The 16,237-nt window shown below is 65.9% G+C and carries 15 protein-coding genes; 5 read left to right on the top strand and 10 right to left on the bottom strand.

Annotation, left to right across the window (positions count from 1 at the left end; genetic code table 11):
- The first annotated feature begins 195 nt into the window (after nt 1–195).
- From BGI01S_RS15670 to BGI01S_RS15660, 3 genes are all read left to right on the top strand, one after another.
- Nucleotides 196–630 carry a PaaI family thioesterase gene (locus BGI01S_RS15670; RefSeq protein WP_042326708.1) on the top strand — a complete coding sequence of 145 codons (435 nt, stop codon included), beginning with the start codon at nt 196–198 and terminating at the stop codon, nt 628–630.
- Nucleotides 631–751: 121 nt separating this feature from the next.
- The gene (locus tag BGI01S_RS15665) at nt 752–1,054 is read left to right on the top strand and encodes an ArsR/SmtB family transcription factor (protein ID WP_042326706.1); all 303 of its coding nucleotides are present in this window, start codon (nt 752–754) and stop codon (nt 1,052–1,054) included.
- A 53-nt stretch (nt 1,055–1,107) separates the two neighbouring features.
- Nucleotides 1,108–2,460, top strand: coding sequence for a pyridoxal phosphate-dependent decarboxylase family protein (locus BGI01S_RS15660; RefSeq protein WP_042326704.1), 1,353 nt, complete (start codon nt 1,108–1,110; stop codon nt 2,458–2,460).
- A 105-nt stretch (nt 2,461–2,565) separates the two neighbouring features.
- Here BGI01S_RS15660 and BGI01S_RS15655 read toward each other — a convergent pair whose 3' ends face one another.
- The 9 genes from BGI01S_RS15655 to BGI01S_RS15615 form a co-directional block, all read right to left on the bottom strand.
- A complete protein-coding gene (locus BGI01S_RS15655; protein ID WP_042326702.1) occupies nt 2,566–3,414 on the bottom strand; it encodes an ureidoglycolate lyase in 849 nt (282 codons plus the stop codon).
- A 52-nt stretch (nt 3,415–3,466) separates the two neighbouring features.
- Nucleotides 3,467–4,210 (bottom strand): SDR family oxidoreductase, encoded by a 744-nt coding sequence (locus BGI01S_RS15650; RefSeq protein ID WP_042326700.1) that lies wholly within the window; start codon nt 4,208–4,210, stop codon nt 3,467–3,469.
- A gap of 72 nt (nt 4,211–4,282) precedes the next feature.
- Nucleotides 4,283–5,113 (bottom strand): amidohydrolase family protein, encoded by an 831-nt coding sequence (locus tag BGI01S_RS15645; protein WP_042326866.1) that lies wholly within the window; start codon nt 5,111–5,113, stop codon nt 4,283–4,285.
- Nucleotides 5,114–5,120: 7 nt separating this feature from the next.
- A complete protein-coding gene (locus BGI01S_RS15640; protein WP_042326699.1) occupies nt 5,121–6,161 on the bottom strand; it encodes an aldo/keto reductase in 1,041 nt (346 codons plus the stop codon).
- A gap of 106 nt (nt 6,162–6,267) precedes the next feature.
- Nucleotides 6,268–7,581, bottom strand: coding sequence for a UxaA family hydrolase (locus tag BGI01S_RS15635; RefSeq protein ID WP_042326697.1), 1,314 nt, complete (start codon nt 7,579–7,581; stop codon nt 6,268–6,270).
- A 50-nt stretch (nt 7,582–7,631) separates the two neighbouring features.
- Nucleotides 7,632–7,958, bottom strand: a complete 327-nt coding sequence (locus BGI01S_RS15630; RefSeq protein ID WP_042326695.1) for a UxaA family hydrolase — start codon at nt 7,956–7,958, stop codon at nt 7,632–7,634.
- A gap of 46 nt (nt 7,959–8,004) precedes the next feature.
- A complete protein-coding gene (locus BGI01S_RS15625) occupies nt 8,005–9,060 on the bottom strand; it encodes an ABC transporter permease (protein ID WP_042326694.1) in 1,056 nt (351 codons plus the stop codon).
- On the bottom strand, nt 9,050–10,582 hold the full coding sequence (locus BGI01S_RS15620; protein WP_042326692.1) for a sugar ABC transporter ATP-binding protein: 1,533 nt from the start codon (nt 10,580–10,582) through the stop codon (nt 9,050–9,052). The genes BGI01S_RS15625 and BGI01S_RS15620 overlap by 11 nt, the downstream gene beginning before the upstream one ends.
- 8 nt (nt 10,583–10,590) lie before the next feature.
- Nucleotides 10,591–11,643: a sugar ABC transporter substrate-binding protein gene (locus BGI01S_RS15615; protein WP_042326690.1), complete on the bottom strand. Its 1,053-nt coding sequence runs from the start codon at nt 11,641–11,643 to the stop codon at nt 10,591–10,593.
- A 278-nt stretch (nt 11,644–11,921) separates the two neighbouring features.
- On the opposite strand from BGI01S_RS15615, the gene BGI01S_RS15610 reads away from it, so the two are divergent.
- Complete coding sequence (locus tag BGI01S_RS15610) at nt 11,922–12,710, top strand: IclR family transcriptional regulator (RefSeq protein ID WP_042326687.1); 789 nt, start codon at nt 11,922–11,924, stop codon at nt 12,708–12,710.
- Nucleotides 12,711–12,877: 167 nt separating this feature from the next.
- On the top strand, nt 12,878–13,423 hold the full coding sequence (locus tag BGI01S_RS15605; protein WP_042326686.1) for a hypothetical protein: 546 nt from the start codon (nt 12,878–12,880) through the stop codon (nt 13,421–13,423).
- A 120-nt stretch (nt 13,424–13,543) separates the two neighbouring features.
- Here BGI01S_RS15605 and BGI01S_RS15600 read toward each other — a convergent pair whose 3' ends face one another.
- The gene (locus tag BGI01S_RS15600) at nt 13,544–16,081 is read right to left on the bottom strand and encodes a bifunctional acetate--CoA ligase family protein/GNAT family N-acetyltransferase (RefSeq protein WP_042326685.1); all 2,538 of its coding nucleotides are present in this window, start codon (nt 16,079–16,081) and stop codon (nt 13,544–13,546) included.
- Between the last annotated feature and the right edge of the window lie 156 nt (nt 16,082–16,237).

Here is a 16,237-nt window from a genome sequence, read left to right as displayed (position 1 = left end):
CCAATTTCAGCAAAGATCGGCTTACGGCCCCTTTTCATCGGCCAACATCATCATTGCGATTGTTTCGCGCAACAATGTGCCGCACAATTTTCCGAATCACCTTGACGCGGTGCATTGGCGCTTCCTAGAGTGGGTAGGGACTGCACGACGCAGACAGTGCAGAGGCCACCACGGGCGCCGCCCGAAGGAATCACGATGACCGACCTCCTCGACCGGGCGCGCGGCGCACTGCATGCCCAGCCGTTCAGCATGTTGCTAGGCGCAGAGCTGATGCATACGGGCACCAGCGAACTCACGCTGAGTCTGCCGATCCGCGACGAGTTGCGGCAGCAGCATGGCTTCGTGCACGGCGGGGTCATCAGCTATCTCGCCGACAATGCGCTGACCTTCGCCGGCGCGTTGTCGCTCGGGCCGAAAGTCGTGACCGGCGAATACAAGATCAACTATCTGCGCCCGGTGGTGAACGGCACGCTGATCGCGCGCGCGAAGGTCGTCTACGCGGGACGACATCAGGCGACCTGCCAATGCAACGTGTACGTGATGGACGGCAACCGCGAAAAGCTCGTCGCGGTCGCGCAAGGCACGGTCAACCGGATCGGCGAGAACGGCGAACACGAGCCGGCAGGCTGACCTGAACCTGGCGTAGCGCGCCGAAGCGGAACACGCCGCATGAAAGCCGGTTGCCCGCGTTTCGTCATTTAGCTAATATGCAAAACGTTATCGACTGAACGCGCCGCGCCAAACGCCACTCATGACTGACGACCTGACCCGCATCAACGCGCTCGCCAATGCGAGCCGCCTCGCCGTCATGCGCTGGCTGAAAGAGCCGACGCGGCACTTTCCGTATCAGGACCACGCCGACATCGAAAAAATCGGCGTGTGCTGCACGTTCATCACCGACAAGCTCGGCATCGCGCCCGCCACCACCACACGCCACATGCGCATCCTCGCCGATGCGGGACTCGTGCGCGCGCAGCGAATCGGCAAATTCACGTACTACAAGCGCAACGACGCCGAATTGCGGAAGCTCGGCCGCGCGCTCGCCAAGCTCTGAACGCGCGGCTTCCCTCTGCGCGTCAGCACTCTCTTCACTCTGCAAGGAACTCCATGGACGAACTCGCTCTCGCCGCCGACGCGGACCGGCGCGCGCACACTTACCTCGCCGGCATCGGCAAGCGCCGGGTGTTTCCGGACGCGGCCGCGCTCGGGCAACTCGCCGCCTTCGACGAAGCCCTGCCGCTGCATGGCCACGCCCCCGCCGACGTGCTGCGCCTGCTCGACGAAAGCGGTTCGCCGGCCACGGTGGCGTCGAACGATCCGCGCTATTACGGCTTCGTGATCGGCGCGGTGCTGCCGGCGGCCGCGGCGGCCGAGCGTCTGATGGGCGCGTGGGACCAATGCGCATCGACCTTCGACAACTCGCCGGCCGCTGCCGTCATCGAGAAGATCGCGGCGCGCTGGGTGCTCGACGCGCTCGACTTGCCGCGCGAAGCGGCGGTCGGCTTCGGCACCAGCGCAACGGCGTGCACGCTCGTTTGCATCGCAGCCGCGCGGCGCGCGCTGCTCGCGCGCAAGGGTTGGGATTTCGATAACGATGGCCTCGATGGCGCGCCGCCCGTGCGCGTCGTGATCTCGGCGATGGCGCATATCACGGTGAAAAAGGCGCTGCGTGTGCTCGGCTTCGGCATGAAGCGCGTGATCGTTGCACCCGTCGACGAACACGGCCGCATCGATCCCGCGCAGTTGCCGCCGCTCGATGACATGACAATCTTCTGCGTGCAAGCCGGCGAAGTGAACACCGGCGAGTTCGATCCGTTCGCTGAGTTAATACCGCGCGCCAGGGCAGCAGGCGCGTGGGTCCACGTCGATGGCGCGTTCGGGTTATGGGCGCGTGCGTCGTCGCGGCGCGCGCTGACCGAGGGCATCGACGGCGCCGACAGTTGGACCACCGACGGTCACAAATGGCTCAACACGCCGTATGACGGCGCGATGGCGATCTGCCGCGATGCGCAGGCGATGTCGGCGGCAATGAACAGCGACGCGGTCTATCTGAGCGGCGCGCACGATGCGCAGAAGAACGTGACGCTGGAGTTTTCGCGCCGTCCGCGTGGCATTCCGATCTGGGCGGCGTTGCGTTCGCTCGGGCGCAGCGGCGTGCGGGAGATGGTCGACCGGCATTGCGCGCAAGCGTCGCGCATCGCCGAGGGCTTGCGCGCCGCCGGGTTCGACGTGCTCAATCGCGTCGTGCTAAATCAGGTGCTGGTGCGCGCACCGACCGACGCGCAGACTGTCGCGATTCGTGAAGCGGCCCAGGCCTCCGGCGAAACGTGGTTCGGCGGCACGGTCTGGCAAGGGCGGCCCGCGTTTCGCATCAGCGTGTCGTCATGGCGTACGCAGGACGAGCATGTCGATCGGTTGATCGCGCTGCTGGCACGGCTACTCGCGGAGCAACGCGCCTGACATATCGAGGCCGCGCGAACGACACGCCCGCGCAAAGAAAAGCCGTTCCCCCTTCACGCGAGAACGGCTTTTTACCTCGCACTTCAGTTCAACGAAACGCGCGAATTACTCCGCCGCGTACGTCTTCTGCGTCTGCTCGCCGAGACCTTCGATACCCAGGCGGATCGTCTGACCCGGCTTCAGGAACACCGGGTTCGGCTTCACGCCCATGCCGACGCCCGGCGGCGTGCCGGTCGAGATCACGTCGCCCGGTTGCAGGCTCATGCACTGCGACACGTACGACACCAGCTTCGCGACGCCGAACACCATCGTCTTCGTGCTGCCGTTCTGGTAACGGTGGCCGTCTACTTCGAGCCACAGGCTCAGGTTCTGCGGATCGGCGACTTCATCGCGCGTGACGACCCACGGACCGATCGGGCCGAACGTGTCGAAGCCCTTGCCCTTGTCCCACGTGCCGCCGCGTTCGATCTGCCATTCGCGTTCCGACACGTCGTTGATCACGCAGTAGCCGGCGACGTAATCGAGTGCGTTGGCTTCGTCGATATATTTCGCCGGCTTGCCGATCACCACGCCCAGTTCGACTTCCCAATCGGTCTTCTTCGAGCCGCGCGGAATTTCGACGTCGTCGTTCGGGCCGCTGATCGCGCTCGTCCACTTGTTGAAGATGACCGGCTCGGACGGCACCGGCAGATTCGATTCGGCCGCGTGATCCGCGTAATTCAGCCCGATGCAGATGAACTTGCCGATTCGCGCGACGCACGGCCCGATGCGCGGATCGCCTTCGACCACCGGCAACGAAGCCGGATCGACCGCGCGCAGCTTGGCGAGACCTTCATCGGTCAGCGCGGCGCCGTCGATATCGCCGACCACTTTCGACAGATCGCGAATCTTGCCTTGCGCGTCGAGCAGGCCCGGTTTTTCCTGACCTTTCGGCCCATAACGAAGCAGTTTCATCGTGGTACTTCCCTTTACGTTCAGTAGTATTCGGTTCGTAAATTAGCGAGCGTCAGTTCGACCAGCCGCCGTCGATCACATGCGACTGACCCGTCGTGAACGACGACTCGTCGGACGCGAGATACAGCGCCAGCGCGGCGATCTCTTCCGGCTTGCCGACGCGGCCCATCGGCTGACGCGCGACGAACGCCGCGTGCACGGCGTCCACCGTCGCGCCTTGTGCCTGAGCCTGCGCCGCGATCCGCTGTTCGAGCGACGGCGAATGGACCGTGCCCGGGCAGATCGCGTTACAGCGTACACCACGCGTGACGAAGTCTGCAGCAACGGCCTTGGTCAGCCCGATCACCGCGGCCTTCGACGCGCCGTACGCGAAGCGGTTCGGCACGCCCTTCACGCTCGACGCCGCCGACGACATGTTGATGATCGAGCCGCCGCCCTTCTCGAGCATGGCCGGCAAAAACGCGCGGATCATACGGTACATCGCCTTCGCGTTCAGGTCGAACGCGAAATCCCAATCCTCCTCGCTGCATTCGAGAATCGAACCGGCGTGCACGAAGCCCGCGCAGTTGAACAACACGTCGATCGGGCCGACCTCGGCGGCCAGCGCCTTGATCGCCGCACCGTCGAGCACGTCGAGCTGGCGCGCTTCGACCGGCTTGCCCGCGAGTCCGTCGATGCGGATGTCCGTGGCGATCACGCGCGCGCCTTCGCGTGCGAAGAGTTCCGCGGTGGCGAGACCGATACCTTGTCCCGCCGCGGTGATCAGGGCCGTTTTGCCGGCCAGTCTTTGTGTCATCTACGACTCCATCATGTGAATGGGCTGCTTGTTGGCTGCTTATATCCTGCCGACGTTTTCAGAAATCAAAGATCAAAGGCGGTAAAACGCGGCGGCGTTCTCGCCGAACACCGCCGCCCGCTCGGCGTCGCTCAACGACGCGAGCAAGGTGGTCGCGACCGAATGCCAGAGCAGATAATCGCCGTTCAGATCGAGCACCGGCCAGTCGCTGCCCCACATCAAGCGCGCCGGACCGAACGACGTCAGCAGATGGTCGACGTAAGGCCGCAGCGTATCTTCGGTCCAACCGGGCGACGCCTCGGTGGCTAGCCCGGAGAGCTTGCAGTGAATTTGCGGCAGGCTCGCGAGCCGCGTGATCGCGTCCTTCCACACCTGGAAGCCGGCCTGGCCATAGCGGATCGGCGGTTTCGCGCCATGATCGACGACAATGCGCAGCGCCGGAAAACGCTTCGCGAAGATTTCGACATATTCGACGTGACGCGCATAGATCAGCGCGTCGAACGCGAGGTCATGCGCGATCAGTGCTTCGATCGCCGGTGCGAGATCGGGGTTCGCGATCCAGCCGTGGTCGGGCAGGTCCTGCAGCATCGGCCGCACGCCCTTGAACTTCGGCTCGCGCGCGAGCGCTTCGATCAAGTCAGGCGCATTCGGCAACAGCAACGGCACCCAGCCGACCACGCCCGCGATCGACGGCTCATTACGCGCGAGGTCGAGCAGATAGCGCGTTTCGTCGAGGGTCGGCGCGGCCTGCACGACCACCGTTCGTTCGATGCCCGCTCGCTCGCGCAACGGCGCGAGATCCGCGGGGCCGAACGGGCGGTACAGGATTTTCAGCTCCGGCGTGAGCCACTCGTAGTCGCCTCGCGCGGGGTCCCAGTAATGCTGGTGAGCGTCGATCAACATCGTCGGATCAATCCTCTGGCGCAGGCGCGCGCGCATCGAGCAAGCCTTCGTCGCGCAACGCGGACCACAAGGCCGCGGGGATCGGCTGCTCGAACGACGCGACGTTCTCGCGCAATTCGTCGGCACTGCGCGCGCCGGTCAGCACGGTGGCGACCGCCGGATGCGCATACGGAAACTGCAACGCGGCGGCGGCGAGCGGCACGCCATGCGCGCGACACACCGCCTCCAGCCGCGCGACGCGCTCGATCACTTCGGGTGGCGCGTCGCCGTAATTGAATTTCAGATCGCCCGACACGCCGCGCGCCAGAATGCCCGAGTTGAACGCGCCGCCTAACAGGATGCTGACGCCGCGCGCTTCGCAGGCGGGCAGCAGGTCGTCGAGGGTGGTCTGTTCGAGGAGCGTATAACGGCCCGCGAGCAACGCGCAATCGATATCGAACTCGGTCATCGCGTCGAGGATGACCGCGCCTTCGTTGACGCCGAGGCCGACCGCCTTGATCGCGCCCGACGAGCGCAGCGCGTCGAGTGCGCGAAAGCCGCCGCCTTCGGTCAGTTGCCGCCAATAGTGAGGATGCTGGTCGCCGTGCGTGACGCGGCCAATGTCGTGGACCAGCAGAATGTCGATCTCGACGATGCCCATGCGCTGCTGGCTGTCTTCGAACGAGCGCATGATGCCGTCGTGCGTGTAGTCGTAGATCGCTTCGAAGGGCAACGGGTTTTGCCAGCCTTCGCGGTCGTCGAACGGCGTGGTGCGCGGCACGAAGCGGCGGCCTACCTTGGTGGACAGCACGTAGTCGCTGCGCGGATAGCGGCGCAGCGCGTCGCCGAGACGATGCTCGGCCTTCGTGTTGCCGTAGTGCGGCGCGGTGTCGAAGTAGCGCACGCCCGCGTCCCACGCGGCGGCGATGGTCGCGTGGGCCTCCTCGTCCGACAGGTCGCGGTACAGGCCGCCGAGCGGCGCCGTGCCGAGACCCAATCCGCTCACCTGCAATGTGCCGCGGCCGATACGGCGCCGTTGGCCGATCTTCGATGCGATCGCTGCCGTCATTGAGCACGTCTCCAATATTTCTTGTGTTTTTACCATGTACGGACGGGATTTGCGCAGCGCGCCGGCAATCTGCCGGATATGAGCGCCCAGATCCCGCCGCACTCGCTCAATGCGGCTCGATCGCAACCACCCGTTGCGCGGGCCGCGCCCCGCTCGACGGCAAACACGCAGGGCCGACCGGGTCGAACGTCTTGTAAGTCAGAATAAACTCCTGATGCCCGAGAGTTTCCGATTTCGACGCCGTGCCTCGCGCTACCGCGACCGTTTGCTCGAACACCTCGCGGCCCACTTCGTCGAGCGTGCCGCGGCCTTCCAGAATACGCCCCGCATCCACGTCCATATCGCCGGAAAGATTGCGATACGTCGACGGGTTCGCGCACACCTTGATCACCGGCGAGATCGCCGACCCAACCACCGAGCCGCGTCCGGTCGTGAACAGGATCACGTGCGCGCCGCACGCGATCAGCTCGCCGATCTCCGCGTTGTCGCTGATGTTCGGAAAGCCGAAGCGCGGCTCGCCGTCCGGCACCACGTCGAGCAGATAGAGGCCGCCGGTCGGCGGAACGTCGCCGGGTTTGATGATGCCGACGATCGGCGACGCGCCGCTCTTCGCATACGCGCCGAGCGATTTCTCTTCCTGCGTGGTGAGGCCACCGTCCGCGTTGCCGACCGCGAAGCTGCCGTGTCCGAGGATCGAGTAGTAACGCGCCGCCTTCGCGACACACGCGACGATCGCTTCGCCCAGTTCCGGCCGCGCCGCGCGCGTCTTCATGTGGTACTCGCAGCCCACCAGTTCGCCGGTTTCCTCGAAGATGCAGGTGGCGCCCGCATCGATCAGATGATCGAACGCGCGACCCACCGCCGGGTTCGCGGTGATGCCACTGGTGCCGTCCGAGCCGCCGCAAATCGTGCCGATCACCAGTTCGCTCAACGCCATCGGCACTTTCTGTTGCGCGGCGAGCTGCGCGCGCGCGCCACGAATCCAGTCGACGCCGTATTGAATCGTGCTGCGCGTGCCGCCCTTTTCCTGGATCGTCAGGACTTCGACGGGACGGCCGCTCGCACGCACCACGTCCACCAGATAGTGCTTGTTCATGCTCTCGCAACCGAGCGACACGAACAGCACCGCGCCAACGTTCGGATGCGTGGTGAGCCGCTCCAGCATCTTCTCCGCGTAGCCGTTCGGATAGCAGCCGGGAAAGCCGATCAGATGAACGGGCGGCTCGCGCTCCGCGGAAGGGTCGTCGAACGCGTCGAGCGGCTCGCGAAATTGCGTGACGATCTCGCGCGCCACGTGATGCGCGCACTCGACCAGATAGGCGACCGCGACCACGTTGCGGATGCCCTTGCGGCCGTCGCTGCGCAGATAACCTTGCAGCATCGGTTGCTGCGCGGCGGTTGCTACGGAAATGTCAGTCATGATCGTTCCAGCGGTTCAGCGGCGCGAAAAGCCGCGTGAGGGTGCGCGTATCAGTGGTGGACGAACTCGTGACCCGCGTCGTGCGTATAGGTCGGCAAGTAGTCGCTTTCGAGGTTGTGCGTATGCAGATGCGCGCCGCGCGCCACCCCTTCGGTCACGTGGCCGATCACCGCGCCGTAGCGCAGCACCTTGTCGTCCTTCGCGAGTTCGTGGCGCGCCACCTTGTGACCCAGCTCGATGGTGCGGGTCAGCGTGACGCGCTCCCCTTCGATGTCGACCTGTGTGCCCGCATCGAGCCGCGCCGCCGCGATCAGGCAGTTGTCGGCGGGGCTGAGCAGGATCAGACGCGGATCGGTTGGCAATGGACGGCTGGTCAAATGAGATCTCCGGTGCTTGCGTATGAGGCGTGGATGCGGGCTGGGCTCAGTTCTGGCCTTCGCCGCTCGCGAGGCGCGCCACCATCAGCGAGCCGAGAATGATCGCGCCGTAGATCGCCTGAATCCAGAACGACGGCACCTGCGCGAGCGTCAACAGGTTCTGCACGACGCCGAGCAGCAGCACGCCGGACAGCGCGCCGAGCATCGTGCCCTTGCCGCCGTCGAGCGAAATACCGCCAATCACCGCCGCCGCGAACACCGTGAAGATCATCCCGTTGCCCTGATTCGCGTTGATCGCGCCGACGTAGCCGGTCACGATCAAACCGCCAAGCGAAGCCAGAATGCTGCCGAGCACGAACACGCCCCACGTGATGCGCTCGACGCGAATGCCCGCCGCGCGCGCCGCTTCCGGATTGCCGCCGATCGCATACAACGCGCGGCCCAGCCGGTGATAGCGCAGCACAAACGCGGCGATCGCGAACGCCGCCGCCGCGAGCCACACCGACAACGGCAGGCCGAGCACGATGGTGGTGGCGAGCGTGAAGAACGACGGCGGCATATCGAACAGCGTGCCACCCTTGGTCGCACCGACCAGCATGCCGCGCAGCACGATCAGCATGGCCAGCGTGACGATGAACGCGTTCAGCCGCAGACGCACCACCAGGAAGCCGTTGATCAAACCGATCAGCGCGCCCACCGCGACAATCGCGATGAGGCCGAGCGCCGTCGGCCATTGCGTGCCGAAGCCCGCGGACGCCGCCGGCATCACCAGCATCGCGCCCACGGCGGGCGCGATGCCGACCGTCGATTCGAGCGACAGATCGAACTTGCCGGTCAGCACGATCAGCGATTCGGCGAGCACGACGAGCGCGAGCGCCGCCGATGCGCCGAGCACGCTGATCAGATTGGCCTTCGTCAGAAAACTCGGGCTGACAAATGCGCCGATCACGATCAGCAATGCGAGCGCGGGCAGCAACGCCAGTTCACGCAGGCGCGCGAGTTCGGAGCGCGCACGCTTGCCGCGCGACACCGATGCGGAAGGCTGCGGTTGAGCCTGGCCTTGCGCCGCGCTAAACGCGGGACTGGGCACACTATTCTTCATGGAGACTGACTCCTTCAACGGATGCGATCAGGTCGTGGTCCTGCCAACCCGCGGGAAATTCGGCCGCGACACGGCCACGGAACATGACCAGCACGCGGTCACAGGTACGCAGATCGTCGAGTTCGCCGGACACGACCAGCACGGCCTTGCCCTCTTCGCGCACGCGATCCACGACGGAGAGCAACGCTTCTTTCGATTTCACATCGACGCCCGCAGTGGGGTCGATCAGTACGAGCACGTTGGGATCGGTGGCGAGCGCGCGCGCCATCACCACCTTCTGCTGATTGCCGCCCGACAGTCCCGACACGACATGCTCGGGGCCCTGCGCGACGATGCCGAGCGCGTCGATCATCTTCTGGCCGAACGCGTGCTTCTTCGCGGGCGGCGCGATGCCGAACTTGCCGAGCACGCGCGCGATCGTCATCGACGCGTTTTCCGCGATCGATTGCGTGAGCACGAGGCCTTCGTGATGCCGGTCCTTCGGCACGCAGCCGATGCCGTGCGCCAACGCGGCGGGCACGTCGCCGGGTGGCAACGCATTGCCGTCGACGCTGACCGTGCCGCGCTTGACCGTGCGCAAACCGGCGATCGCTTCGGCGACGCTCGTGCGCCCGCTGCTCGTTGCGCCGGTCAGGCCGACCACTTCTCCGCGCCTGACGGTGAACGACACACCTTCGTAATCGGAGCCGGCCAGTTCGTCGACGCGCAGTGCGATTGCCGTATCGGCGGGCAGCGCGGCGCGCGCCGCCGCATCGGCGACGTTCAGGCCGCCGCGCTCGCCGGTCATCGCTTCGATCAACTGCTCGCGCGGCAACGCGGACACCGGCGCGCTGACGATATGCCGCGCGTCGCGCAACACCGTCACCGCCTGGCAAATTTCGTAGACCTCCTGAAGATGATGCGAGATGAACAGGAAGGTCACGCCTTCGCGCTGCAACTCGCTGATGCGCCTGAACAGGCGCTTGATCTCGTCGCCGTCGAGTTGCGCGGTCGGCTCGTCGAGGATGATGAAGCGCGCGCCGTACGACAGCGCCCGCGCGATCTCCACCAGTTGCCGCGCTTCCACGCTCAGGTCGCCGGCGCGCGCGTCTTCGCGCACGTCGATCTTCCAGTGATCGAGCAGCTCGCGCGCGTCGCGGCGCATCGTCTGCCAGTCGATCATGCCGCCGCGCACAGGCTGCCGGTTGATGAACAGATTCTCCGCGACGCTCAGGTCGCGGATGATCGTCGAATGCTGATAGACGCACGCGACGCGCTCGCGCCACGCGTCGCGATCCGCGATCGACGGCGCGCTCACGCCGCCGAAGCGCACCTCGCCGGTGTCGGGCTTGCGCAGGCCGGTGAGAATCGACACCAGCGTCGACTTGCCCGCCCCGTTGCGCCCGACGAGCGCATGCGACTCGCCGGGCATCACGCGGATGCTCACGTCTTTCAGCGCGGCCGTCGAGCCGAAGCGTTTGGTGACTTCAAACGCTTCGACGACCGGCACGGATGGCGTCGGTGCGCTCAATTGGCCGCTCATTTGGCTGCTCATTTGACCGTATTGCCCCAGAGCGCTTTGTCGTCGACATTGGACTTGGTCACGAGCGGCGCGGGCAGCTGGTCTTCAAGCACGCCGGGCGCGAGCTGGATGATGTTGCTGCCGTGATCGGTCGGGCCCGGCTTGAAGGTTTGCCCGGCCAACGCGGCCTTGATGTAGAACAGGCCGTATTTCGCGTACGAATCGGCGGGCTGCGAGATGGTCGCGTCGATCTCGCCACGGCGAATCGCTTCGAACTCCTGCGGAATGCCATCGTTGCTCACGATCACGACGTGCTTCGCGTTACCGGCGGGAAACAGCATCTGCTTGCGACGCAAGGTTTGCAGCGTCGGCGACAGATAGACGCCGCCCGCCTGCATGTAGATCGCCTTCACATCGGGGTCTGCAGTGAGCAGGCTGTCGAGCGCGGTGGCCGCGACGTCGCCCTTCCAGGCCGCCGGAATTTCGAGCAGCGACAACCCCGGATAGCCCTTCAGACACGCGCGGAATGCCTCCGAGCGGTCGCGTCCGTTGACCGACGCGAGGTCGCCCATGATCTGCACGACCTTGCCCGACTTCACGTGTTCGCCGATGTATTTGCACGCCTTCTCGCCGTACGCATGATTGTCGGCGCGCACGACCATCGCGACCTTGCCCTGCGTCGGCGCGACGTCGACGGCGACCACCGGCACGTTGCGGGCCGCGGCGGCGTCGAGCGCGCGGCTGATCGCCGCCGAATCCAGCGGGCCGACCACGATGCCCTTCGAACCGAGGTTCAGCAGGTTGTTCATGTCGGTGATCTGCTGGGCCGGATCGCCATTCGAATTGACCGGCGCGAGGATGTCGAGGCCCATGTCCTTCGCGTACTTGGGCAGGTAGTTGTTGTACGACTGCCAGAACGGCGACGTGAGCAGCGGCAGGCCGAGGCCGATCTTGCCGGCGTCGGCGGCTTGCGCGGCGCTGCTCGCGGCGAGGCCGGCGACGCACGCGGCGGCCGCGACAGTGAAGAGGGAACAACGGAACAGACGGTGGGCCGCGGACGGCCGTTTGACGAACGACGACATGGGGTTGTCTCCTGCTATGCGTTTGATTGAACTGCGTGAACCGGTCATGGATGCCGGCACTTCGTCCTGCGCTTTCTTATCGATTTTCTTATCGGGCATTGGTGTGCGTTCATTCACCAATGAACGTATTATTCATATACGGACTTTTCGAAGTCAAGGAATCTCCGTCGCGAGGGGGTCCGTACTTTCCCTGGACACGCGCCGCCTTGCTCAAGATTCGCCACGCACTTACATTCATGCGCCAGATAATGAGAACTGCACACGGAACCTCGCCGACCATGGACGCAGAAGAGAAAGACGACGCCGACCGCTACCGGGCCCCCGCGCTCGACAAAGGTCTCGACATCCTCGAATTGCTCGCCGAGCAGAAAGAGGGGCTCACGCGCGCCGAGATCACCAAGCTGCTCGGGCGCAATGCGAGCGAGATGTACCGGATGCTCGAACGCCTGGTTGCGCGGCAGTACGTGGTGCGCTCGGCCGGCGGCGACCGCTATTCGTTGAGCCTGAAGCTGTATGCGCTCGCGCATCGTCATCCGCCGATGAACCGGTTGATCGCCGAAGCGTTGCCGCTGATGCAGCGCTTCGCCGACGCCGCCGAACAGTCGTGTCACCTCGTCGTGTACGACCGCGGCAATCTGCTGGTGATCGCGCAGGTCGATGGGCCGGGCACATGGGGCATGTCGGTGCGGCTCGGTTCGCGGGTCGGGTTGATCGATACCGGCTCGGGCCGCGTGATGCTCGCGTTTCAGAGCATCGAGCAGCGCCGGCAGATGCTCGCCGAGCATACGAAGGTGAAGGGCGAAGTCACGATCGATCGCGACGAACTGGAACTCGCGTGCGAGCGGATTCGCGCGGCGGGTTTTTCGCAGAAGGACAGCCAGCAGACGTTCGGCGTGACCGACGTGACGTTTCCGATCCAGGGGCCGGCCGGCCAGGCAATCGCAGTGCTGACCTGTCCGTATCTACGGCGTATCGACGAATACGTCGCGCCGACGCTAGAAGCAGCAACGGGGTTGCTGCGCGAAACGGTGCAGGCGCTGTCGATGTTTCATGAGAACGCCGCGTGATTCGTTTCGAGTGCGTTGGCCTGCATTGAGTTGAATTGCGCCGGGGCGCAAGGGCGCTTGCGTGTGGTGCGCCGGTGAAAATCGGCCGCCTGCGCACATGGTTTAGAATGGCGACCCTTTCAAATTACGCCGCATGGGTTCGCCCCTGCGCGCCCCCTCGATAAGCAATGGCGAAACTTCTGACCGATTCCGAATTCCAGCGTTTTTCCGAACTCCAGCAGAAGCAGTCGAGCTTCACGATTACGCCCGAAGAAGCCGACGAACTGCGCGACATCGTCGCTCATGCGCAAAAGCGTCGTGACGACCGCGCCGCGGCGATGCAAAGCATCGAGACCTTCATCAAGCAATTCGACATCAGCCCGGACGAGCTGTTCTCGCCGGAGCAGATCGGCGAAGCCGCGCGCACCTACGGGCTGATTCCGGCCGCAAAGAAAGAGCGCGTGCTGCCGCCGTCGTTCACGTTCAACGGCAAGCCGTACCAGTGGACCACGCGTCCGCTGCCGGACGATATCCGCGTGCCGCTGTTCGACGCGTTCACGACGGGTCAATCGGTGAAGTCGTTCATCGCGACGCTGAAGGACGCGAACCGTTGCGCGGTGACGATCGCGCGTCTCGAACGCGAAACCGGTGCGGTGTATGCGGACGCGTGGCTCGACGAATTGTCGGTGACGCGCACGCAGGTCGATGAGGCGGCGGCGAAGTTGCCGGCGTGAGGTTGGTGTTGAAATGATTGCGGGGTGACGGTTAAGCGTGCCTCCCGGCACCGGTCGCCGCTTCGGTTCGCCGGTTAAGCGGGAGACCGGCTGACCGGTTACCCTCGACGTCCTTCACGTTTATGCCGCGCCCTCGGCCGTCTCGTCCAGCGCCATCCGAAAGCCCACCACCCCAGGATCTTCGGTCGGCGTAATCGTGAAACCACAGGCCTTCGCGAGCGCGATCATCGCGCTGTTTTCGCGCAGCGCCTCGCCGACCAGCCAATGGATCCCGCGCACCCGCGCATACCTGACGATCCGCTCCATTAGCAGCTGACCGAGCCGCCGGCCCTTCTGGTCCGAGCGCACCGCGACCGCGAATTCGGCGGTCTCGTTGTCGGGATCCGCGACGGCGCGCACCACACCCAAGGTTCGCGTGAACCCCTCGTCGCTCGTGACGGTCGCGATCAGCGCCATTTCACGGTCGTAGTCGATTTGCGTCATCCGCGCGAGTTGCGAGTGGTCGAAGCTTCCCACCGCGCCGAAAAAGCGCAGCCGCAAATCCTCGGGCGTCATCGCTTCGACGAAGTCGTGATGCGCGGCTTCGTCTTCCGGCCGAATCGGCCGCACCGTCACCCGCAAACCCTGCCAGTCGAGCGTCTCTTCGAAGCGGCGCGGGTACGGGACGATCGCCAGGCGGCTGCGTTTCGCGGCGAGCTTCAGCGTGGGATCGACCACCGTCACACGATCGCTGTAGACTCGCAGCGTCAGCCCGAGACCGACGATCTCCTTGACGTCGCAGACCGCCTGCGACAGCGCCGTCAGCGCGGCGAGCGCCGGCTCCGGCGCGACCAGCCGCGCATAGCGCGAACGCGTGACGAGGTCGCGCGCGAGCACCGGATTGAGCGGCGGCAGACCGTAAACGCGCAGCGCTTCGGACACGCCGTCCACCGATGGCGCGGTGAAGCGGAACACGGGGCCGAAGTTGTCGTCGTCGTGAAGCTCGACGGCGATGTCGACCACGGGTTTTGCCGACCGCCCCGCGCTGTCTTCTGCGCAATCCGCTACGGGCGGTTGGGCGGGCGCTGCTGCTGCGAACGTTGGTGTTTGTGCCGCCTGTTGCGTGGCCTTGACCGTGCGTTTTTGCGCGGACTCCGGCGCGGGCTTCTGCCCCGCGACCTCCGCCACGCTCAGCGCGCCGCCCCCCGCCGACGCTTCAACCTGCAGCCCGAACCGCTGGAGAAACCGCGCCGCCGCCTCGCCCGTCAACTCCTGCTCGCCCGCGGCGAGGGCCGCGCAAGCCTGCGCCTGGGCGGCGTCGATCGCGTCGGGAATTTGCGCGGGCAAGCCCTCCGGCGTTTGCATCAGCAGTTCGCGGCCCATCCGGTAATCGACCAGACGAGCGAACGCGCGCGCGAGCCGCTGCGGTGTCGTATGAACCGGAATGCCCTGCACGTGCAACGCGTCGCGCGTGGCGGCATCCAGCCCGCCGAAGAAACACGCGAGCAAACCGCGATACGCGAACCGCTGATTCTCGATCAGCGCCTGCGCGACCTCGCCGACCGGCGCACCGTGCGTCGACGCGTGAACCACGAAGGCCGTGCCGGTGCTGCGATGCTCCGCCAGCAGTTTGAGCGCGCTGCCGAAATGCTCGGGACGCGCGTCGTCGCCGAGTTGCAGCGGATTGCCGCCGACCGCGTGCGGCAATACCTGCCGCAACGCGTCCGACGCTGCGTCGGGCCACGGCGCAAGCATGCCGCCGGCGGCGGCAAAGGCATCGCACGCGAGCGTCGCGAGGCCGCGGTCGCTAGTGATCAGCGTCGCCGCCCCGCCCGCCGCCACGCGTCCGACGCCGAGCGTTTCCACTTCGTCGAGCAGATCGTCGAGCGCATCGACGCGCACCATGCCCGCACGCCGGAACGCGGCGGTGTACAGCGCGTCGGCGGGATCGGCGCGGCCGGAGCGCAACGCGAGCACCGGCTTGTTGCGCGCCGCCGCCCGCGCCGCCGACATGAACTTGCGCGCCGCGCGCACGGTGTCGAGTTCGAGCAGAATCGCGCGCGTGCCGGGGTCGCTCGCAAGGTAATCGAGCACGTCGCCGGCGTCCACGTCGGCTTCGTCGCCGAGCGCGACCGCGTGCGAAAAACCGAGCCCGCGCGCTTGCGCCCAGCCAAGCACCGCATTGGTCAGCGCGTTCGACTGCGACACCCACGCGACGCCGCCCGGCTTGACCGTGCACGACGGCGCGCCGAGATGCGCGCGCATCGCCGGCGACACCACGCCGAGACTGCCGGGCCCGACGATGCGCAGCAGATGCGGCCGCGCCGCCGACAACGCGTGCCGCAGCGCGAGCCGATCCTCCTCGCTGCGCGCCTCGCCGACGATGATCGCCGCCCGCGTGCCCAACCCGCCGAGCTTATGGATGAGCGCCGGCCACGTGGCGGGCGGCGTGCAGATCACTGCGACGCTGGGCGCTTGCGGCAGATCGCCCGCGTCGCCGATCACGGTATGGCCGCCCAGCGTTTCGTACTTCGGATTGACCGGCCACAGGGGGCCGTCGAAACCGCCTTCCAGCACGCGCGCCCACACCATCGCGCCCGTGCTGCCCGGCCGCTCGGAAGCGCCGATTACGGCGACGGATTTGGGTCGAAACAACGCGTCGAGATTGCGTACGGTCACGGGCGCTCCGCGAAAGTGAGGAGGACGCGCAAGCCTCGCGGCGCGGCGCGTGTCTCGTCAGCATAGGCGAAGTCGTGGGCTTGCGCGGGGTGGTGGCGTCAAGAGCCTGGCGCGCGTCGAAACCAGCGAGCAAAACCAGCGAGCAAAAAAAACCGC

Source organism: Paraburkholderia ginsengisoli NBRC 100965 (genome assembly GCF_000739735.1).
GTDB classification, from domain to species: domain Bacteria; phylum Pseudomonadota; class Gammaproteobacteria; order Burkholderiales; family Burkholderiaceae; genus Paraburkholderia; species Paraburkholderia ginsengisoli.
This window is presented reverse-complemented; position numbering and strand designations above follow the sequence as displayed.